16 protein-coding genes are annotated in these 20,668 nt (G+C 45.6%); 10 read left to right on the top strand and 6 right to left on the bottom strand.

Going from position 1 to position 20,668, the window contains the following annotated elements; all coding sequences use genetic code 11:
* Nucleotide 1: 1 nt before the first annotated feature.
* Both BQ7394_RS06070 and BQ7394_RS06075 read left to right on the top strand, forming a co-directional pair.
* Nucleotides 2-307 carry a DUF4491 family protein gene (locus BQ7394_RS06070; RefSeq protein ID WP_075556547.1) on the top strand — a complete coding sequence of 102 codons (306 nt, stop codon included), beginning with the start codon at nucleotides 2-4 and terminating at the stop codon, nucleotides 305-307.
* Between the two features lie 35 nt (nucleotides 308-342).
* The gene (locus tag BQ7394_RS06075) at nucleotides 343-591 is read left to right on the top strand and encodes a hypothetical protein (protein ID WP_075556548.1); all 249 of its coding nucleotides are present in this window, start codon (nucleotides 343-345) and stop codon (nucleotides 589-591) included.
* A gap of 25 nt (nucleotides 592-616) precedes the next feature.
* Here the strand turns inward: BQ7394_RS06075 and BQ7394_RS06080 are convergent, their stop codons facing one another.
* On the bottom strand, nucleotides 617-2,170 hold the full coding sequence (locus BQ7394_RS06080; protein ID WP_075556549.1) for a M28 family metallopeptidase: 1,554 nt from the start codon (nucleotides 2,168-2,170) through the stop codon (nucleotides 617-619).
* Between the two features lie 144 nt (nucleotides 2,171-2,314).
* Between BQ7394_RS06080 and BQ7394_RS06085 the strand changes: the two genes are divergently transcribed.
* From BQ7394_RS06085 to BQ7394_RS06120, 8 genes are all read left to right on the top strand, one after another.
* Nucleotides 2,315-2,662 carry a hypothetical protein gene (locus tag BQ7394_RS06085; RefSeq protein WP_235848678.1) on the top strand — a complete coding sequence of 116 codons (348 nt, stop codon included), beginning with the start codon at nucleotides 2,315-2,317 and terminating at the stop codon, nucleotides 2,660-2,662.
* A gap of 51 nt (nucleotides 2,663-2,713) precedes the next feature.
* Nucleotides 2,714-3,823, top strand: coding sequence for an efflux RND transporter periplasmic adaptor subunit (locus BQ7394_RS06090; protein WP_075556550.1), 1,110 nt, complete (start codon nucleotides 2,714-2,716; stop codon nucleotides 3,821-3,823).
* Between the two features lie 5 nt (nucleotides 3,824-3,828).
* Nucleotides 3,829-6,939 carry an efflux RND transporter permease subunit gene (locus BQ7394_RS06095; protein WP_075556551.1) on the top strand — a complete coding sequence of 1,037 codons (3,111 nt, stop codon included), beginning with the start codon at nucleotides 3,829-3,831 and terminating at the stop codon, nucleotides 6,937-6,939.
* A 185-nt stretch (nucleotides 6,940-7,124) separates the two neighbouring features.
* Nucleotides 7,125-8,381 (top strand): TolC family protein, encoded by a 1,257-nt coding sequence (locus tag BQ7394_RS06100; protein ID WP_075556552.1) that lies wholly within the window; start codon nucleotides 7,125-7,127, stop codon nucleotides 8,379-8,381.
* A gap of 47 nt (nucleotides 8,382-8,428) precedes the next feature.
* Complete coding sequence (locus BQ7394_RS06105) at nucleotides 8,429-9,211, top strand: EFR1 family ferrodoxin (protein ID WP_075556553.1); 783 nt, start codon at nucleotides 8,429-8,431, stop codon at nucleotides 9,209-9,211.
* Between the two features lie 10 nt (nucleotides 9,212-9,221).
* On the top strand, nucleotides 9,222-10,205 hold the full coding sequence (locus BQ7394_RS06110; RefSeq protein ID WP_075556554.1) for a TlpA disulfide reductase family protein: 984 nt from the start codon (nucleotides 9,222-9,224) through the stop codon (nucleotides 10,203-10,205).
* Nucleotides 10,206-10,207: 2 nt separating this feature from the next.
* A complete protein-coding gene (locus BQ7394_RS06115; protein WP_075556555.1) occupies nucleotides 10,208-10,837 on the top strand; it encodes a hypothetical protein in 630 nt (209 codons plus the stop codon).
* Nucleotides 10,838-10,894: 57 nt separating this feature from the next.
* Nucleotides 10,895-11,752, top strand: coding sequence for a TIGR01777 family oxidoreductase (locus tag BQ7394_RS06120; RefSeq protein WP_075556556.1), 858 nt, complete (start codon nucleotides 10,895-10,897; stop codon nucleotides 11,750-11,752).
* Nucleotides 11,753-11,834: 82 nt separating this feature from the next.
* On the opposite strand, the gene BQ7394_RS06125 is transcribed toward BQ7394_RS06120, so the two are convergent.
* The 5 genes from BQ7394_RS06125 to BQ7394_RS06145 all read right to left on the bottom strand — a co-directional run bounded on the left by BQ7394_RS06125 (nucleotide 11,835) and on the right by BQ7394_RS06145 (nucleotide 20,651).
* Nucleotides 11,835-15,215: a glycoside hydrolase family 2 TIM barrel-domain containing protein gene (locus BQ7394_RS06125; protein WP_075556557.1), complete on the bottom strand. Its 3,381-nt coding sequence runs from the start codon at nucleotides 15,213-15,215 to the stop codon at nucleotides 11,835-11,837.
* Between the two features lie 101 nt (nucleotides 15,216-15,316).
* On the bottom strand, nucleotides 15,317-15,871 hold the full coding sequence (locus tag BQ7394_RS06130; RefSeq protein ID WP_075556558.1) for a DUF3332 domain-containing protein: 555 nt from the start codon (nucleotides 15,869-15,871) through the stop codon (nucleotides 15,317-15,319).
* Nucleotides 15,868-17,364: a TolB family protein gene (locus tag BQ7394_RS06135; RefSeq protein WP_075556559.1), complete on the bottom strand. Its 1,497-nt coding sequence runs from the start codon at nucleotides 17,362-17,364 to the stop codon at nucleotides 15,868-15,870. The genes BQ7394_RS06130 and BQ7394_RS06135 overlap by 4 nt, the downstream gene beginning before the upstream one ends.
* The gene (locus BQ7394_RS06140) at nucleotides 17,339-18,895 is read right to left on the bottom strand and encodes a DUF6057 family protein (protein WP_075556560.1); all 1,557 of its coding nucleotides are present in this window, start codon (nucleotides 18,893-18,895) and stop codon (nucleotides 17,339-17,341) included. The genes BQ7394_RS06135 and BQ7394_RS06140 overlap by 26 nt, the downstream gene beginning before the upstream one ends.
* 91 nt (nucleotides 18,896-18,986) lie before the next feature.
* Complete coding sequence (locus tag BQ7394_RS06145; RefSeq protein ID WP_075556561.1) at nucleotides 18,987-20,651, bottom strand: RagB/SusD family nutrient uptake outer membrane protein; 1,665 nt, start codon at nucleotides 20,649-20,651, stop codon at nucleotides 18,987-18,989.
* Nucleotides 20,652-20,668: the final 17 nt, after the last annotated feature.

The following is a 20,668-nucleotide window of genomic DNA, read 5'->3' on the forward strand; positions in this document are numbered from 1 at the left end:
TATGGATATGATAAATTTCGACGGTCTATTGATCGGGATCGCTACTTTTCTGATAATCGGGTTGTTCCACCCGGTAGTTGTGAAGGCAGAATATTATTGGGGAACCAAGTGTTGGTGGATCTTCCTCGTTTTGGGGATTGTCGGAACGGTTGCTTCCTTACTGATCGAGAGTGTTTTTGTCTCTGCTATCTGTGGAGTTTTCGCTTTCTCTTCGTTCTGGACGATCAAAGAAGTATTCGAACAGGAAGAGCGTGTATTGAAAGGTTGGTTTCCGAAAAATCCGAAAAGACAATATCCGGAAAAATAATTGTACCTTTGTGGCTGTAATTAAATAGTACAGCTATGAAGAAAAAAAAGAAAGTCTCTCCGTTGGACGAGTACATCAAGGCGAACCGTAAAGGGAGCCGGGAAGCGGAAATAGAGAATCATGGACGTCCGGTAAGTTATAACCGGATACATGTATCGAAAAAGGTTTATAATCGTAAAAGAGATAAGGCAGATGCCCAGGGGCGTCTGCCTTACTTGTTTCTATGGCCTGCGCAGGTATTTTCTGCCGGCTGTGCAATGCCTGTAAATTCCTTGCGCAGGTAATACCGGCTACCTGCGCGGACAGTTTTTATTCTTCTTTCAGGTAAAGGCCTTCGCGTGACAGCTGATGATCCAGGTTGGCAACTCCCAGGCCGACGATAGCCATAACAGTAGCCGCGTGTTCTTGGTATTCCGGGATACTTTTAGTATAAAGGTCACGTTCGGTATGCCATATTTCGTCATAGCTGAAGTTGTATCCTTTGAAATCCTTTTCCATAAATCCGATAGTCGGTACTCCTTCTATCGCAAAAACGGAAGCATCTGTACCACCTGGTGTTTTGGGCTGTCTGCGGGGTTCGGATTCTTTCACTTCAAATGGATATTCCGGATTGATCTTCTGAATAGGAGCGCATATTTTTACGAAATCGTTATACATCGCTTTCGGTACGCTGATACCCACCGGAGGAGTAGGACCGCCGTCGCGGTTGAAGAGATTGGATATCTTATCCAGTTTCTTCGGGTTACCTTTTACCCAAGCCGTTGCACCGAGCAAGCCGAATTCCTCACCGGCAAAGGCACAGAATAACATCGTGCGTTTCGGTTTGGCACCGGAAGTAGCGATCAGGCGGGCTGCCTCCATGACAGGAGTAACACCTGAGCCGTCATCAACGCCTCCCGTGCCTACGTCGAACGAGTCGAGGTGGCCGCTAAGCATGACGTATTCGTTGGGATATTGGCTTCCTTTTATCGAGCCTATTACATTATAATATTTTACAGGGCCAAGGCGGAAATGATTACGGATGTCGAACTCCAGCATAAAAGAACGACGCTCCTTCACCATCTGTTTAATAATGGCATACTGATGCTCGTCCAATTTGATATCGGGTACGGTCGGTAATTTATCAATGGTCATTTCTTTATCGAATACGACATCTTTATCATAAAGGGCACGTAGAGGCACAGCGGCCGACTGGATGAAACCTAATACCCCGGCCTCACACATCTCTTTATAAAACAGTGCCGGAACATCTTCTTTGAGGGGTAGTAGCGGGTTGTTCGTCCTGTTCTCCCAGTTACCGATCATTATTTCCCGGTTCTTTTTGGCTATCTCATTATTTTCAGCAATGATAACGGCACGACTGGAATCGGCAGAAGAAGAATGGGCGATCGGCCATCCGACATTATTTCCGTTGACCAACACCCAAGCTCCTTTCAACTGGCCTTTCATGCGGTCGAACTCTTCTTGCGTGCGGGGTTCCAGAAGAACATGGCCGCGTTGTAATCCTTTTGTACCGGAAGTATAGGAAGGTGTAACGAAATGAAGTTCCATCCCTTGCTCTCCAAGAAGTTTACCGAACCATGGACCCCGGTTGAAACCGACGGGCAGTGTTCCGGCTTCCTGCAATTCTACTTCCAGGCCCCATTCTTTAAACTTGGATGCTACCCATTCGGTGGCATTGTCGTAGGCATCGGAGCCGATAGGGCGCCCACCGAAACGGTTGGTCAGGATATCCAAATGGTTCATTACCAGGTTATCGGTACGTCCTGTTTCGATGATTTTGTTTACTGCGGCATCCTGTGCCGGCAAGGAAGATGCAACCATACAAGCCATAGTTGCAAAAAGAAGTATAGTCCTTTTCATTTTAGTGTTTGTTTAAGTCTTACAAATTAATGGATAAAAAAAGCTCTTACCAAATGAAAAGAGAAAAATAATCATTGAATCGTTACATAAATGTAAAAGTATAACCAAAATAAATAAATACCTTTGCAACAAAATCGGGAGCGTGTGAAATCTATCTGTAATGCCATAGCAAAATATCTGCTGGTAGTACTCTTTATGAGTTACTACGTGGGGGGCACTGCGTTTACTCATACCCATTATTTCCCGACCTATTCGATTACTCACTCTCACCCGTTCCTACCGGGAGCGGACGGATTACCGCATCATACGCATAGCTCTGCTGCATTCAATACCATTCAGGAACTGGATGATCTCCTGATGGAGGCGGCGACCTTGTGTCTTGCCTTGGTGACGGCTTGGGTACTTCTCTCTGTGTTTATTCAGAAACATCAGTATACAACCCCTGTACGTCTTGTACGTAATGTCAGTCTGCGTGCCCCGCCATTGTATTAAATAATCTATTCGCGACGAAAACAGAATTATTTAATACAACATAACAACAATATGAAACAATTACTTATGCTATTGCTTCCGGCAATGGTATTGTGTTCCTGCAACTCAAACAAGCAGGACGATGAGGTTGCTATTGCCGTAACTTTGCGGGGCGACACGATACAAATAGGGGATAAATCACCGATCTTATCCCGGTTGGAAACCGATGTGGTGAAAAAAGAAGCCTATCGCCTGGAATTTACCACTTCGGGAGTAGTAAGGGCCATACCTTCCGATTATGCTGAGATCGCTTCGCCGTTTGCCGGCCGTATCTCCAAGTCGTTTGTGAGATTGGGGCAGAAGGTGATGCCGGGCAGCCCGGTCTTCGAGATCAGTTCACCTTCTTTCTTTGAAACGGGCAAAGCTTATTACCAGGCCAAACAGGAGATGGAACTGGCTTTGAAAAGCCTGAAACGTGAAAAAGACTTATTACAAAATAAAGTCGGTGTGCAGAAAGAACTGGAAGAAGCCGAAGTGAACTACGAACTGAAGAAGAAAGACTACGAAAATACTGTCGCTGCTCTGAAGGTCTTCCAGATAGAACCCGAAGATTTGGTACTGGGGCAACCGCTTGTTGTCCGCTCACCGATAGCCGGAGAGGTGGTGACCGACCGTATTGTGATCGGCCAGTATATTAAGGAAGATGCTGAACCGGTAGCTGTCATAGCTAATCTGAATAAAGTATGGGTAGCCGCCCATGTCAAGGAAAAGGATATGGGAATGATACAATCGTTGGATAGCGTGGAGATCCGTCTGGTCGCTATGCCTGACCAACCGCTTCCGGGAAAGATTTATCATATCAGCGAAATGCTGGATGAGGAAACCCGTTCGGTGGAAGTACTGATCGAATGCGACAACAGTTCCCACCTGATGAAACCAGCTATGTACGGAACAGTCCGATTGTGCGATCGTAGCGCTGAAATGATCCGTATCCCGGATTCAGCCATCCTTCAGGAAGAAGAGAGTGCTTATGTACTGGTTTCGCTCGGGAACAACAGTTACCGTAAGCAAAAGGTATCGACTTCTGTCAGCGAAGGAGGGAAAACGGTGATCCTTTCCGGCCTTGTTCCCGGTGATACGATCGTGACGACCGGAGCTTTTTATTTACTTGATGCCCGGTAACCAGTATGAAAAAGATAATTTATACTGCGATACATCGGCGTGGACTGATGTTCGTGCTATTCCTGTTCCTGGCCGTAGTAGGATATTATTCATGGACAAAGCTGGCGATCGATGCTTATCCTGATATTGCCGATACCACCGTACAGGTAGTAACACAGGTGCCTGGCCTGGCCGCCGAAGAGATTGAACAACAGATCAGTATCCCTATCGAAAGGGCCATGAACGGTATGCCGGGACTGAATGTGATGAGAAGTAAAAACACCTTCGGCCTTTCGACAGTCGTACTGGTGTTTGATGACGGTATCGATGATTACTGGGCCCGTCAGCGGGTACAGGAACGTTTGGTAGATGTGGAACTTCCGTATGATGCGGTACCGGGACTTAACCCGTTGACTTCGCCGACAGGTGAGATCTTCCGTTATGTACTGGAAAGCGACCAGCTGGATATACGCGAACTGACCGATTTGCATAAATGGGTTGTCATTCCTCGCCTGAAACAGGTAACGGGAGTGGCTGATGTCAGTAACTTCGGCGGTATCACTACCCAGTACCAGATAGAGGTGAACCCGCATAAGATGGAACAATATAATGTGACACTGGGCGATATCACCGAGAAGATTGAAAAGAACAACGTAAACGCCGGCGGCAGTATGTTGAGCCGTGGCGACCTGAGTTATGTGATCCGCGGTATTGGCCTGGTGAAAGACCTGAAAGATCTGGGACGTATCGTTATCAAGACCGAAAATGGAGTCCCTGTCTATCTCGACGATCTGGGAACCTTGAAATACGGTAATCTGGAACGTAAGGGCGTATTAGGTTTCTTCGATGGCGTGCGTGACTATTCCGATGGTGTGGAAGGTATCGTGCAGATGCTTCGCGGAGAGAACCCATCCCAAGTGCTGGAAGGTGTGCATCTGGCTGTGGACGAACTGAATAACGAGACCTTACCCAAAGGAACCCATTTGCATGTCTTTATGGACCGAACGAATCTGGTAGATACGACTTTGCATACGGTATCCCATACTTTGTTCGAAGGAATGGTGCTGGTTGTGCTGGTACTGATCCTGTTCCTGGGGAATTGGCGCGGAGCTTTATTGGTAGCGCTTACCATTCCGTTGTCGTTATTGATCGCTTTTATCCTGATGCAACTGACCGATATTCCGGCCAACCTGCTCTCTCTGGGAGCTATCGACTTCGGTATCCTGGTGGACGGGGCGATCGTGATGATGGAAACCGTTCTGAAGAAACGTGAGCGACATCCGGAAGAGGAGTTGACGGAGGACTCTATTTTGCGGCGTACCACAGAAGTCGCCCGCCCGATCTTCTTCTCTACATTAATTATTATCACTGCTTATCTTCCCCTGTTTGCTTTCGAACATATCGAAAAGAAACTGTTTACTCCGATGGCTTACACCGTGGGCTATGCCTTGTTGGGTGCTTTGGCTGTCGCTTTGTTCCTGATACCGGGGCTGGCTTTTTATGCCTATCGTAAGCCACGGAAGATCTATCATAACCGTTGGCTGGAGAAGATGGGAGAGATTTATCATAAGCAAATCATTGCTCTATTGGATAAACCTAAGCGGGTATTGATGCCGTTGTTCGTTATTTTGGTGGCAGCCGGTGTGCTAAGTTATACAGTAGGGAAAGATTTCCTGCCGCCCCTTGATGAAGGAGCGATCTGGATACAGGTTCAGTTGCCTCCGGGTATTTCTATCGAGAAGTCGAAAGAGATGGGAGCCGAACTGCGTAAAACGGTGAAACAGTTTGAGGAAGTATCTTATGTAATGACTCAGGTAGGACGCGATGACGAGGGAGCCGAAGCTTTCTCTCTTTCCCATATCGAATGCGGGGTCGGCTTGAAACCGTATGATACCTGGAAGTTCGGTAAGACAAAAGCAGACCTGATCGAGGAAATGTCGGAGAAGCTTTCGGTCATGCCGGGCTATACCGTCAGTTTCTCGCAGCCGATCATCGATATGGTAATGGACCAGATTGCCGGTGCACACAGCGACTTGGCTATCAAGGTCTATGGCGATGATATCACTGATACCCGTCATATCGCCGACAAGGTGGTGAATGTATTACGAACGATCCCGGGAGCCGCAGACGTGGCCATCGACCAGGAACCTCCGTTGCCTCAGTTACAAATCATCGCCGACCGTGACCGTATTGCGCAGTATGGCCTCAACTTCTCCGACGTAGCCGATATGATCGAGTTGGCCATTGGGGGAAAAGCTATCTCGCAGATCTTTGTCGGCAGTAAAAGTTACGATGTGATCTGCCGCTTCGACGATGCCAGCCGTAACTCGCCCGAAAGCATCAGCAACCTGTTGTTGACGAACGGAGCAGGGGCGAAGATACCTCTTTCTCAGGTGGCTGAAGTGAAGATGACCACTGGTGCCAGTACGATCTCACGTGAGATGAATAAACGTCACCTGACGATCCATGTCAACCTTCGTGGCGTAGACCTGACCGAATTCCTGAATAAGGCGAACCGTCTGATCGATAAGGAGGTGAAGTATAATCACGACACCGTACACCTGCAATGGGCAGGACAGTTCGAGAATCAACACCGTGCCTATAACCGCCTGGCGGCTGTCGTTCCTCTTGCTTTGGGTATTATGTTGCTCTTGCTGTTTGCCGCCTGTGGAAAGTTCCGCCAGGCCGCCTTGATGATGTGTGTGGTACCATTGGCTCTTTTCGGTGGTATGCTGGCATTGAATGTCCGGGGAATGACGCTGAATGTATCTTCTGCCGTCGGTTTTATTGCGTTGATCGGTGTGGCTATCCAGAACGGTGTGATTATGATCTCTCATATCAATAACCTGCGTAGTCGTGACCGTGGTTTCAAGCAATCTATCATTACAGGGGCAAAACACCGTTTCCGGCCGATCCTGATGACGGCGACGGTGGCTGTGCTCGGTTTGCTGCCTGCTTCTTTGAGTACCGGTATCGGTTCGGATGTGCAACGTCCGTTGGCAACCGTTATCGTATATGGCCTGCTGTTTGCAACCGTTATCACCCTCTATGTGCTTCCTGCTTTATATTATCTGGTAGAGAAGCATTATTTAGATGAAGATACGGCATCTGTTAACCCAAAAGAGCCGACTGATTAGATGAAAGGTCGTTACTTCTTATTAGTTCGACAGCTGTCGGTTTATAAAACCACAGTTGTCGATCTGTAAGCCGACAGTTGTCGGTCTATGGGCTGGCAACTATCAAACTAAAAGAAAGTAAGGACTAATGATCTAGTATATAACGAGGAAAGAATTAGACAATAACGAGAAAAAGAATAAAAGATATGCGACAATATATTACGATGTGCCTGCTTTGCGGATGCCTTTCTGCCGGGGCACAACAAATGATTCCTTTATCTTACCGCAGTTATATGCAGAAGGTGACGGAAGATAATCTGGAGTACGCGGCCGAACGCCTGAATGTGGATATGTCAGAAGCGGAAGTGGTTGCTTCAAAGGTGTTTAACGATCCAAACCTCTCTGTCTCTTATTTCAATAACGAGAATAACAGCCTGCAAATGGGAGAAGGGGTAGAAGTGGAGTTGAGTAAGACGTTCTCTTTCGGAAAGCGTGGGGCCAATATCGCCCTGGCCCGTAGTGAAAGTGAACTTTCGAAAGCATTACTTGCCGATTATTTCCGTAATTTGCGGGCAGATGCAACAGTCTCTTATCTGGAGGCCTTAAAGCAATATGAGTTATATAAGGTAAAGCAGAACGCTTACGAGAATATCCGCCAGCTTGCAGAGAGCGACAGTGTACGTTTTACGTTGGGGAAGATCATGGAGATAGATGCCATACAAAGCCGTTTGGAAGCCGGTATCCTTAAAAATGAACTGTTACAAGCGGAAACCGATCTGCATAATGCCTTTTCCAACCTGAACCTGTTGACCGGCTCGGTAGCCCATGATACTTTATATGTGCCTGATGCCTCTTTACATCTGTCACCCCGTGATTTTGTACTAGCCGACCTGATTTCTACTGCCTCGGAGAATCGTACCGACCTGGTGGCTGCCCTGAAGAATAAAGAAGTAGCTTCCCGTGCATTGAAAGCTACACGCCGGGAACGGAATACGGATGTCGATCTCTCTATCGCGGTGAGCAAGAATGCCCGGGTATATAATGAAGAAGCTCCGGCTCCTCCCTTTACCGGAGTGACGGCGGGTATTGCTATCCCATTGAAGTTTTCGAACTTTAATAAAGGAGCTGTCCGTGCCGCCCGTTTCCGGGAACAACAGGCGGAAACACAATATCAGCAGGCCTTGTTGCAAGTACAAACCGAAGTGATGCAGGCTTACCGTAGTTATCAATCTTTGACGCAGCAGGTCGGCCATTACGAAAATGGTATGCTCCATGCTGCCCGTGAAGTGATAGACGGGAAGGTGTATAGCTATAACCGGGGAGAAGTTTCCCTGTTGGAAGTTCTGGATGCCCAGCGAACCTATGATGATGTACAGGCCCAATACATTGAAACACTGTTTAATTATAGTACCGCGCTTGTAGAGTTGGAGAAGAGTGCCGGGGTTTGGGATGTGGAGATGTAATAATTCTGAATTATATTTATCTTTGTGACCAAATAAGAGATACGCGTATGATATTTTACTTTTCAGGAACCGGCAACTCCCGTTGGGTAGCGAATGCGTTAAGCATTGCTTTGGGAGAGCCTGTTGTTTCGATAGCAGAGGAGTTAAAAACAGGTAAAAAGGAATTTGTCTGCCCGCTCAGGGAAGACGAAAAGGTACTGTTTGTTTACCCGGTGCACTCCTGGGGACCGGCCGTTCCTGTAACTCGCTTTATCTCTGGTCTGAAGCTGGCCGGATACGATAAACAGCCGGTTTATTCCATCTCTACCTGTGGCGACGAATGTGGCTACACGGCTGATATAATGCGGAAAGTACTGGGGAAGATAGGTGTCATGTTAACCGATAGCTATTCAGTCATTATGCCGAATAACTATATCCTTTTGCCGGGCTTCGATGTAGACAATAAAGAGGTGGAACAAGAGAAACTGAAAGACGCACCTTCGGCTGTCAACGCTATCATTGCCGCTATCCGTGAAGGTAAAAACGTTAATTTATACAAGAAAGGAAGCCTGCCCGGGCTGAAGAGTTACTGGATATATCCTCTTTTTACTAACTTTGCCATAGGGAAGAATTCCTTTCGGGTGACGGATGACTGTATCGCCTGTGGCCTGTGCGAACGAGTTTGTCCGACCGGAACGATCACGCTGACCGACGGGAAACCTGTCTGGTCTGATACCTGCGTACAATGTGTCGCTTGTATCCATCGTTGTCCGGTACGTGCCATAGAGTATGGTAAGATCACCTTGAAGAAAGGAAGGTATCATCATCCCGATGTCAACAATAAAAAATAAACAACGTCAAATGAAGCAATTATTAATGATGGTTATGGCCATCTTCCTTTTGGCAAGTTGCCAGGAAACGCCTAAAGGCTATGTGATAAACGGAGTCGTGGAGAATATGCCGGATGGTGAAATCTACCTGAAATCATTCCGTAATAAAATGTTCTTCGATGTGGATACTGCTGAGATCAAGAACGGTAAGTTTACATTCAAAGGTGAAGTCGACCAGCCGCTTCTGTATGGCCTGGCAACCGAGAATATGAATTATCCGGTGCAACTCTTTATAGAGAATACCAATATGGATGTAACGATCGGGAATGATGGCGAGACAATTATCGTACAGAACTCTCCGGTGAATGCCATCTTCCAGGAAAACCAGAGTAAAGTTTTTGAAGAAGGTTTCGATATCGACAGCCTGATCAGCAAATACCCGGACTCTCCGGCAGCTGCTTTCTATCTGTATCGTTACTTCACCTATCAGTTGCCCCTGGACGAGTTGAAAGCGACCCGTGCAAAGATATCTCCGGCATTGGCAGACTGTCCTTATGTAATAGACCTGGACGGTATCATCAAGCAACTGGAAAATGTACAGATCGGTAAAACGGCTCCTGAGTTCTCTCTGCCGGATACTGCCGGTGTTGCTGTTTCCCTGGCCGATTTCCGGGGTAAATATGTTTTACTGGACTTCTGGGCTTCCTGGTGTCCTCCCTGCCGTCGCGAAAATCCGAATGTAGTGAAAGCATTTCAGGATTATAAAGATAAGAACTTTACTATTCTGGGTATTTCCCTGGATAATAATAAAGACAAATGGTTGAAAGCAATCGCCGACGACAACCTGACCTGGACACATGTTTCCGACCTGAAGTACTGGGACTCTGAAATACCCGCTTTATATGGCGTCCGTGGTATCCCGGCCAATGTGTTGCTCGATCCTGACGGTGTGATTATAGCAAAGAATATCACCGGCGAAGAGTTACATAATAAATTGAAAGAAGTAATCAAATAGGCATGAAGCGAAATCTGCTTATATCCTTTTTCTGTCTTCTCTGTCTGTGGGGTTCTGCGGCAGAGAAGACAGACTTTGAAAAAGCGGTTCGCCAGGCAGTCGAACGCCAGATGCAGACGTATCCCAAGTCGACATTAAAAGACCTGTATAAAAACTTTTTCCAAGATAAGTTCGGACCGGGACATATTGTCAGCGACACGACTGCAGCCGCTAATTACTTGCGCCGTGAGATGGCTTCTTATACGGAAACAGAAGGTGATATCGCAGAACCGACCGGTTGGGAAGGTTACTTTTACCGGGTGAACCTATCCGTCATAAAAAAGGGGCAGATCCCTTATCCCGTCTATTTCGATGCTTTTATCCGTAGCGTGAATGGTATCCGTCCGGTAACTGTGGTCGAGTGGCAAAAGGAATGGAACCGGATAGAAGCTATTATTTACTCCATGAACCTTTCTCTTCCTGGCTATGAAGAAGACAAAAAAGAGATCGACGACCGTTTGGATCGCGGTGAATATGTCGGTCATCACAGTAAGATATTCGAAGACAATTACTCTCCGCATTACCGTATCATCAGTAAAGCAATTTTTGAAGAAGAATTACAACCTTTAATACAATCCTCCCAAATCGATTAAAACAAACGACTTTCTCCGGTTGTTCTACTAGAAAAGCAAAATAGATAAAAAAAGGAGATGAAGATCGCAATTAGTGGTAATTCCGGTTTTATAGGACGGCACCTGACGGATTTCTTTTCTGACAGGGGAGATGTTGTTGTCCCTTTGAAACATTCGATGTTTCGTCTCAAGACTGACGATAAATTGAAAGAAGCACTAATCGGATGTGATGTTGTAATCAATCTGGCCGGGACGACAATCAATCAACGTTGGACCAGCAAGGCTAAGCGTAAAATAAAGAATAGTCGTGTTTATACGACACGGCGATTGGTATCGATCCTGAATGAGATGCCTGTTAAGCCTAAGTTATTTATTTCAGCTTCTGCAGTAGGTATTTATCCGGATAAAGGCATTTATTCGGAAACAAGTACGTCGGAAGGTACCGGTTTTCTGGCTGATGTCTGTATTCGATGGGAAGAAGAGGCTCAGAAATTGTCGCGGGATATACGATTGGTCGTGGCCCGTTTTGGTGTAGTTTTGTCGAAGGACGGTGGGGCTCTGCCGAAGATGCTGCTTCCGTTCCGCTTCTTTGTCGGTGGAAAGATCGCTTCCGGTAAACAGGGATTTTCGTGGATTCATATAGATGATGTGTTATATGCCATCCAGTTTATTATTGAACATGAGGATCTGTCAGGTGTCGTGAATCTGGTTTCTCCCCAACCGTTGACGAATCGGGCTTTTACCCGTGTTACCGCTGACGTATTACATCGCCCGGCGTGGCTGACTATCCCCGGAAAAGTGTTCCACTATCTGTATGGGGAAGGAGAAGAGTTGCTGACCAGGGGGCAACAGGCTTATCCTGCCCGCCTGCTTTCTGCCGGCTATGTGTTCCGTTATTCGGATATACGGTTGGCCTTGTATAGTTTCCTTATGTGAAATGGATAGTTACACATTGATAATAAATAGAAAAGCGATCCCTGATTAACAGAGATCGCTTTTTCATATAACAGTGTCTTATTTATTTATAGCTATAGCCAGCTTTCTTTTGTGCACTGTTGGCATTTGCTGACGGAATGATGGTGAAGCCCCACTTGTATTCTTTGTCGGCAGGTAATGTGTATTCAGGTTCCGGACGGGAATACCAGCTATCGTAACCGGCCAATCCCTCTTGTTTCAGGTCGACACATACCTCGACGAAATTACGTGGAGTGATATCGTTGATGTGTGTCTGGCGAGGTTTGTCGTACGGGCCGATATTCGGACGGTTGTTTATTTCTTCCTGCGTGAAGTTGTTCCATTGATATGGACGGTTGGTTGTCTTACCGGCATCAAAGTCTTCAACAGAGTTGCGCATTGCATTGAATTCCATTTCGTCGTCGGCTACGATCAACAGGTTTTTACCCTTACCACCCAGTGTGATCCAACGGGTATCGCAATGGTGACCGTTTTCCTGCGGACGGACATAAGGGAAGTATTGATCTTCTGCTGTGCTCTTGTATTGTCCGATCATATAACCGGCTTTACGATCCCAATAGTTTTCTAACGGACCGCGTCCGAAGTATTCCAGTTGGTCCATAGTAACCGGCAGGCGGAAACGTACACCGATACGGGGAACGACCATTTTATCACGGTCGCTAACCTTATCACGGCCCGGTGAGAAAGTCGCAGTAGCAGTCGCTTCAGAAATTTCAATCTTCTTTCCATCCAGATGAGCCGGAGTGAAATGAGTTGCCACATTCATAACACCGTCAGGATAGATCTTATAAGTGATCAGGAACTGGTTGCCGGCAGGTAATTTATAGTCGACGTTTACAATCGCATTGCCATCGACTATTTCAGCGGAGGCATTCGTTACATTGAAGTTACGGCTTGACAGTTCCCATATTTCCAAACGTTTCGGGTCGCCACTACCATAATCGTTATCGTTGGGTGCACGCCAGAAGTTCGGTTGGATACCGAAACCTTCATTGAAGTACTCTGTTCCGCCCACTTTATAGGAAGTAACAACTCCCGCTTTCTTATCGAATACGAAGTTAACCTTGGAAGATGTAACTTTCACATTGTCTCCTTCTTCTGATACCGTTAGTTTAGGGCCACCGGCTTTATAAGCAACTTTATCTGCTTCAATGGGCAAACGGAACTGATCCTGTGCGATATCGTAACCGGCGGGAACCAGACCTTCTTGCTTGGTTGATGTAACGACGAAGTTGACCAGATAATCCGTGCCTGCCTGTGGTTTCAGATCGGCTACCGGAATAGTTATCTCTTGTGAGGTCTGTGGAGCAAGATCAAGTGACACTTTATTGCTCTTGATTACTTTATTGTTCGCTTTCACTGTATAAGTAATCATATAATCCTTCAGATTAGTGAAGTAAAAGCGGTTAGTGATCTTGAATACACCATTGGCTACATTTACAGCTTCGAAACCTATATTCTGGTGAGTAAATTTTACCTCTTCCATTGCCGGGTGCGGAGTGCGATCCGGATTAACAAGACCGTTGCAAAGGAAGTTACCGTCGCTAGGCATGTCTATACCAAAGTCGCCACCATAAGCATAATAGTCTTTTCCATTCTCATCTTTAACAAGTAACCCCTGATCTACCCAGTCCCAGATCCATCCGCCCTGCAGGTTCGGATATTTATAGATCGCCTGCCATTGTCCCCAAAGGTTCCCCGTAGAGTTACCCATCGCATGTGCATACTCCGACGGAGCTACCGGACGGTCGCTACCTTCTTTTCCAATTTCTTCCAGCCATCCTGCACTCGGATATTGAGGAACATACATATCCGTATTCCATTCCCACAAAGCACGTTCGTAGTTTACGGGGCGGTTCATCAGTTCTTTATCTTTATTTTTAACATACAGATAAGTCTGGTAGAAGTTGTAACCGTTTCCGGCTTCGTTACCCAGCGACCAGATAGTTACTGACGGATAGTTCTTGTTTCGTTCGTACATATTCATTGTACGATCCATGTGCGGCAACAGCCATTCCGGGTTATTACCCAGTGAGCCGCCTTTGCTCAGGCTATAATACATACCATGTGACTCCACATTCGCTTCATCATACACATATAAACCATATTCATCGCAAAGTTCATAGAACTTACGGTCTTGTGGGTAGTGGCATAAGCGAACTGAGTTGATATTATGCTTTTTCATGATCTCGAAGTCCTTACGCATCAGTTCTTCCGTTACATAATGTCCGGTCAGCGGATTATGTTCATGAATGTTCACTCCTTTGAACTTGATCGGTTGTCCGTTGAATAACAGGACTGTGTAAGGCTTTCCGTTACCGGCGATCTGATCGATCGGCTTGATTTCGATACGGCGGAAACCAACGTTATAAGGAATAACTTCCGTTACTTTACCGTCTTCTTTTACTGTCATCAACAGTTTGTAAAGGTTCGGATGTTCGGCACTCCAGGTTGCGATGTCATTCAGGTCTTTTGCGAAAGAGACTGTTTTGATATCGTTGGCACCAACCCATAGCTTATTATCGGCTGTTGCAACAGATTGACCTTTTGCATCCAGTAACTCGTAAGATACGGTAATGTCTTTTGCTTCTTTGGTGTGGTTCTTAATATCCACAGCCAGTTTGAAGATACCATTTTTATATGTATCGTCCAGTGTGGAGATCACACGGAAGTCATTGACTGCCACCTTCGGTTGCGACCATAGGAATACGTCACGTTCAATACCGCTGATACGCCAGAAGTCCTGGCATTCCAGATAAGAACCGGTACTCCATCTGAATATCTTCAGTGTAAGTACGTTTTTACCCGGTTGCAGATATTTGTTGATCAGAAACTCTGCCGGGTTTTTAGAATCTTCGCTGTAACCGACTTCCTGGCCGTTCACATATACGTAAAGGCCTGATTTGGCTCCGGCAATATGGAGATAGACATCGCGTCCGTCCCAGCCTACCGGCACTTCGAAGTCGCGGCGGTAAACACCTACCGGGTTAGTTTCCGGCAATAGCGGAGGTTGCGGATTACGTGGCTTGAACTCATAACCGTGGTTTGTGTAGATAGCTGTGCCATGTCCCTGTACTTCCCAGTTGCCCGGTACGGTAATATCGTCCCATGATGCGGTGCTGGCAGAAGGATCTGTGATATTAGCGGGAAGATCTTTATAAGAGTCTACGTAGAAGAACTTCCATGTACCGTTCAATAATGAATAATACGGGCTTTTTTCAAAGCGGGAAGTGAGAGCTGTCGAACGGTCACCATACGTCATAAATGAGGTGCGTGGATGCTCTTTGTTTACAGCAACGACTTGAACGTCTTGCCAATAGGGCTTCGTGGTCTGGGGCGTAGTCGTACCGTCAGCCAGTACGGACCCCAATAGGAAGCAACTGAATGCTCCTGAGAGCACGGCTTTTTTGATAGAGTGTTTCATCTGTATTTATTTAGATTGGTATAGCTTAATAAAAGGGTATAGCAAAAGTCCGTATGATAGCACGTATACTTTTGGTACACCCTTATGAATTTAGATGCAGCTTATTTTGCTGCGTAGAAAGAATATCCTTCAGCCACCTGACGGAATGCCAGAACACCGGCCTGATTCAGCTCAACGTTCATTTCTTTACCGTCGGGCAGATACATAACGACTTCGTCGTTGTCTTTGAACTTCAGTAATTTGGTTGTTTCACCATCTGCTTCAACGCTCCAGCTCTTGTCGGTTTCGTCGAATACCAGGTCAATTGCTTTTTCTTCACCTTCTTTCTGGATATGGTATCCGTCAGTTTTCGTTTCAACGGTGTAAACCCCATCTTTACCTTCTATTGTTTTAACAGTACCGGCATCTGCAACAGGGTTGTTTCCACTCCAGAATTCAATGGAGTTGAGAACCAGAATGTCGGCAAGTGCAGATATTTCGTAAACGGGAACAATCCAGAAAGCAATAAATACTAATTCGTTTACAAACTTACTGTCGATATTTCTATTCCAGTCCAGAAGCTTATTAGTTAAACCAAATGATCCGATACAAGAGGAAAATAATACACTGCTGGCTAATGTGGTCGCCACTAATAATGTTAATCCTTTTTTCTTCATGAATTATTGAAATTGATGTTAGTAGTTAATTGTGGGCGAAGATAGTAATTATTTCGGTATCCGCCAACCAGTTCATCTCTGTTTTCTATGGGATTGGTAATCAGTTCCGGTAGGTTGAATGTCTTCGTGAAATCAAGGTAGAAATCAGGATCTTCCTGGGGGAGAATGAAGGGTTTTCCGGCTGTGCCTGTCTGACTGTCAAAGCTTGCTATATAAGGGTGTGCCCATAATCCGTCCAACCGTTTACTGCTGAAAACAAACCATTCCCCGGTGGACGACCATGTGTGAAAACTTTCCACATTGTTGCTGTTTACTTCCTCCATATTACGTATATTGTTTGTTGCCAGATTGAGTAGATATAATTCACTTTCCGGATGCCAGATAGAGAAATTTCCATAGTCGGAACAGGTAAACATCAGGAATTTTCCGTCTGGTGAAATACGAGGGAAAGAGACGCTTTTACCCGTTTCGGACGCTTTGAATACACACTCGGGAGTACCGAAACTCTCATCTTCTACATGAAAAGGAATCCGGTACAGGTCGTAACGGATACTATCGAGCGGAGTTTTTTTGTCTATTGCTTTACTACGGCAATAATATAACATATCTCCGGCAGGGTTCCAGGTCGGAAAGGTCTCCATCCACTTTTCACCGTAGATGGCAGTATCTGTGATAAGTGAATTTGTTTCCGTATCCAGTATGACCAGATCCGACTCTGAATCGGATACTTCTACTGCTTTAGGGCCGGTAGAGTGGAAATACTGCTGAATTTCGTTGACGGAAAAGGCCAGGTATCTGCCTCCCGGATGCCAAGATGCATAGGCTCCGGAGTTACTCATTCCTGGTGCTTTGACTTCTGTCCTGTTTATAGTCCCTTGCCGGTAAATTAAGGTGCCTCCTATCTCTCCACGTATATGTATCATCATCGTTTCCGGAGAATTTTTACAGAATGTATGGCAGTTTAAGCAACCTTTTTCTATGGATTGGTTTTCGATGAGGGGAGTTTCCTCGTAGGAGGTCAGGTTGCGCTGATAAATACCCATTTGGTTCCACAGTTCGTAACCCGGATAGAGTAGCCGGTAGACGAGGTAAGGATCTATGGCTGATTGTATTATCACATTGGTAATATCTGGATATTGAGTCCATTTACCGTTTTGGAGGATGCATATCCGGATATAAAACGTGTTGCCGGCTACTTGTTTAGTCAGTTCTTTCCATCTGTCGGGAGGGATAATTACGGATGACCGACTGTTCCGGATCGTGATGTAAGCTTTGTCTTTGCTTCCTATTTCCGTGTAATATTCTTCTCCGTCTTCCTGTATCCTGAAGTTGGGAGGAGCTATATTGGAAGGGAAGGTTACTCCGGTGTAGTCGGGGAAGATGGAGACTGGTTTATCAGTCTGTACTTCCGGGATTATGCGGGATTGAGTACAGCTGCATACTATGACTAATAGTAATAGGAGCAGGCTATTTGTTGATGATTTTGTTTCCATAAGGGCTGAGAAAGTTGAGGTAATACCAGTAAGTGTTGCCGAACTTGTTTTTTAGTTCTTGCATATCCTTTTTCTGATAAAGGGAATAATAAGTTTTAAATCTCTCTTCTGTGGCAGGGCTGATTTTGAAACCCAGTTTGTTGAAGGTTTCTTCATCCACTCCCAGACGGTAGGTATAGAGTGCTTCCTCGTATATCCGGGGAAATTCCGGATAGGAGAAAGCCCGTATTCTTTTCAGGTTTTCTGCAAAACGGATTAACTGGTTGCTGAGTAACAGGTCGCTCATCAGATACTCGAATGCCATCCGGTTAGTAGAGTCTTTATCACATAAATAATTGAGCTCAGGGCCTATGTTCAGTATGTTGGCAAAACGAACTTTCTCTGTTTTATCGTAGGAGAGCGCTTTTAATCCGGGTAACTCTCCGGAAAAAAGATGTTTTTCTAATTCTTCTGCTTGTTTACGGTAGAAAAGAGAATGCTTTAATTTTCGGATAAAGCGCATGGCAACTTTCGGGCGGTGGTTGACGATGTTATAACGGATCAGATTAATGAGGTTCGGAGCTGTTTCGCCGAATACAACCATGGCTTCAAAGGCCCAGCGGTGCGCTTCGTTGATGTAGCCGAGTTGCTCATATACATAATGTCCGTATTCCGTTTGGCGACTGTCGCTTTTCCAGGGCAGGTACAACGATTGTACTCCCATCGTTTGTGGATAGTCGAACAGATTGTATGCTATTTTTCCGGTGTGGTAAAGGGCGAGGTTGTTAAAATACATGACCAGTTGGTTCTTGCCCCGGTATCGTCGGCAACAGTCTGCAACCTGTTCCCATTGCCCGGCTTTGAGATGCATTTCTGCTTCAATAATCAGCCGTTCACGCATGTTATATGAAAAAATAAAAAAGTAGAATGTTCCTCCCGCATAAACAAGTAAACTTAGGATAATGAAGGAGATACGGTATTTCTTTTTTATATATTGAGTCACAGATAAAGCAGAGAGTGCTGGAACAAGTATAATGGCAAGTGTAATAACCGGATACATCCATCCGCATATAAGATACAGCATAGCAATCGCCGGAATAAGCAATATAAACTTTAACCGATTGGAGGTAATAGAACTTATACCCAGGAAAACTAGTTGACAAACTATCAGTCCGACCAGATAAGTCACCGGAAAGTCGACAGACAGATATTGGATCAGTAACCAGAGGGAAGGGAATAGGGAGAATAAAAACAGATCGTATTTTTTTGTTAGTCTATGGTAAATCATGACGTTCAAAAGATAAGGGAGAGCGAGTAATAATGCGAACCAGGCTTTTCCGATATGAGGCAGGTAAAAGAACTGTATACAGAAATCGGTCAGGTAATCGAGCGGTTGTCCCGGCGTGGAAAGATGGCAATTCAAATAGGTTTGGGTGAAAAGGAATAAATGGTGTTGTTCATGATAGTAAGGTATATAAAACATCGGTCCTTCCAATAAAAGGAAACAGGTGAGAAAAAGTACAGGGCAAATAATATATTGGATATATTTCATGTGTACAATCGGTTATTTAATCGAAGAAAAGAGGAGGGAATATTTAACATCCCTCCTCTGACATCTGTATTATAGATCTAAATAAACAAGATTACTTCGTAGGGTAACCCGGATTTTGTCCTAAGGCTGGGTTCAGGTCGAGTTCAGACTGTGGAACCGGGAACAAATAGTTATGATCTTCATATTTGCTGCCTGTCAGCTTGATGTTTTCTCCCTGATACAGGATACATACTTTACCTTCATCTTTCGGGTCCGCATTAGCCGGATCATCTACCATTTTGTATTTCATCCCCAGGAACGGAGCGTTTAATACATCTTTGGCAATACCCCAACGGCGGATATCCCATTTACGCTTGCTGCCTTCAAGAGCGAATTCTACACGCCATTCGTTACGAATACGCTGACGAAGGGCATCCTGGGTTCCGCAATAAGTGGGTTTGCTCGCATCAGAGTTTTGCAGATCCGGCATACCTACACGGCGACGTACCTGATTGACTGCATCGAAAGCGGAAGCGTCCAGTCCGGCAAGTTCGTTTTTCGCTTCAGCATACGTAAGCAATACTTCTGCATAACGGATTACATGCCAGTCTTTACCCATGTTCCATCCATCCGATTGTGGGTCGATACTCGGGTCGAGCCATTTCTGTTGATAATATCCGGTTGCCGTAGCGTCATTGTGTTGAGCAACTCCGGTGCTACCGCTTGATTTCAAAGGTGCTGTTTTTACCGTTACGTTATACATGGTTTCTCCGTCATGCAATACACAAACTTCCAGACGTGGATCGCGATCCTTGAACGGATTCGTTTCGTCATATAAAGGAGATTCAGCGATGGGAGCGCCATCGATACATTCGAATGCATCCACCAAGCTTTGTGTCGGGTTAATACCGCCCCATCCCAATGTTGGGAATGCTTCCCAACCGATGATATAACATTCGTCATCCTTTTTACCGGCTATGTTTTGTCTTACCAGGACTGCTTCCTTGCAAGCTTCCTGTTCTTCCCAGAATAGTTTGGCATATTGTCCGGTATTTGCTGCATCAAACAGTTCATATTCACCGGAATCCATCACTGCTTTTGCTGCATCAGCGGCTGTGTCATAATGATGGAAATAAAGAGCAGCACGTGCTTTCATTGCATTGGCAGCCCCTTTGGTTGCACGTCCATAGTCGCTGCTCCCCCATTGTGCCGGAAGATGGGCGATAGCATAATCGAAATCTTCTATTATTTTGGCGTATACCTCTTCTGCAGGAGTACGTGTTATACTGCCCATATCATGCAGGTCGAGCGTTCCTTCTACATACGGTACATCTCCAAACGTCTGTATCAAACCAAAATAGATATATCCGCGCATAAAGCGGGCTTCTCCTATGGTAGCCTCTTTATCCGCCTGATCATAATCGGGTATGAGGTCGATTTTCTCCAGTAGGACATTACATGAGCGAATCGCTTTATACTCGTCTGTCCATGCCATATCTCCCGGATCGTAAATACCTTTTGAAACATTACCGGCAGCCCATTTGATACCGTGTACGGCATTGTCAGAATCGATATCGCCATCGATATCACCGGTCCATTTTCCAGGCAGGATCTGCCTGTACACATCGGCTACAAACATTTTGGCATCATTCGGCGTTTTCCAATAGCTGCCATCGGATAGTTCATCCTGCGGTATTCTATCCAGAAAATCGCTGCAAGAAGTAAAACCCAGAAGGCTTACTGCTGAAATGGCTATATATATAAAACTCTTTTTCATATTTCTGATTGATAAAC

The organism is Parabacteroides timonensis (assembly GCF_900128505.1).
Lineage (GTDB): Bacteria > Bacteroidota > Bacteroidia > Bacteroidales > Tannerellaceae > Parabacteroides > Parabacteroides timonensis.

What these genes read in the sequence shown, in the direction of transcription:
- BQ7394_RS06070 (WP_075556547.1), top strand. Translation starts at nt 2, where the DNA reads ATGGATATGATAAATTTCGACGGTCTATTGATCGGGATCGCTACTTTT.
- BQ7394_RS06075 (WP_075556548.1), top strand. Translation starts at nt 343, where the DNA reads ATGAAGAAAAAAAAGAAAGTCTCTCCGTTGGACGAGTACATCAAGGCG.
- BQ7394_RS06080 (WP_075556549.1), bottom strand. Translation starts at nt 2,170, where the DNA reads ATGAAAAGGACTATACTTCTTTTTGCAACTATGGCTTGTATGGTTGCA.
- BQ7394_RS06090 (WP_075556550.1), top strand. Translation starts at nt 2,714, where the DNA reads ATGAAACAATTACTTATGCTATTGCTTCCGGCAATGGTATTGTGTTCC.
- BQ7394_RS06095 (WP_075556551.1), top strand. Translation starts at nt 3,829, where the DNA reads ATGAAAAAGATAATTTATACTGCGATACATCGGCGTGGACTGATGTTC.
- BQ7394_RS06100 (WP_075556552.1), top strand. Translation starts at nt 7,125, where the DNA reads ATGCGACAATATATTACGATGTGCCTGCTTTGCGGATGCCTTTCTGCC.
- BQ7394_RS06105 (WP_075556553.1), top strand. Translation starts at nt 8,429, where the DNA reads ATGATATTTTACTTTTCAGGAACCGGCAACTCCCGTTGGGTAGCGAAT.
- BQ7394_RS06110 (WP_075556554.1), top strand. Translation starts at nt 9,222, where the DNA reads ATGAAGCAATTATTAATGATGGTTATGGCCATCTTCCTTTTGGCAAGT.
- BQ7394_RS06115 (WP_075556555.1), top strand. Translation starts at nt 10,208, where the DNA reads ATGAAGCGAAATCTGCTTATATCCTTTTTCTGTCTTCTCTGTCTGTGG.
- BQ7394_RS06120 (WP_075556556.1), top strand. Translation starts at nt 10,895, where the DNA reads ATGAAGATCGCAATTAGTGGTAATTCCGGTTTTATAGGACGGCACCTG.
- BQ7394_RS06125 (WP_075556557.1), bottom strand. Translation starts at nt 15,215, where the DNA reads ATGAAACACTCTATCAAAAAAGCCGTGCTCTCAGGAGCATTCAGTTGC.
- BQ7394_RS06130 (WP_075556558.1), bottom strand. Translation starts at nt 15,871, where the DNA reads ATGAAGAAAAAAGGATTAACATTATTAGTGGCGACCACATTAGCCAGC.
- BQ7394_RS06135 (WP_075556559.1), bottom strand. Translation starts at nt 17,364, where the DNA reads ATGGAAACAAAATCATCAACAAATAGCCTGCTCCTATTACTATTAGTC.
- BQ7394_RS06140 (WP_075556560.1), bottom strand. Translation starts at nt 18,895, where the DNA reads ATGAAATATATCCAATATATTATTTGCCCTGTACTTTTTCTCACCTGT.
- BQ7394_RS06145 (WP_075556561.1), bottom strand. Translation starts at nt 20,651, where the DNA reads ATGAAAAAGAGTTTTATATATATAGCCATTTCAGCAGTAAGCCTTCTG.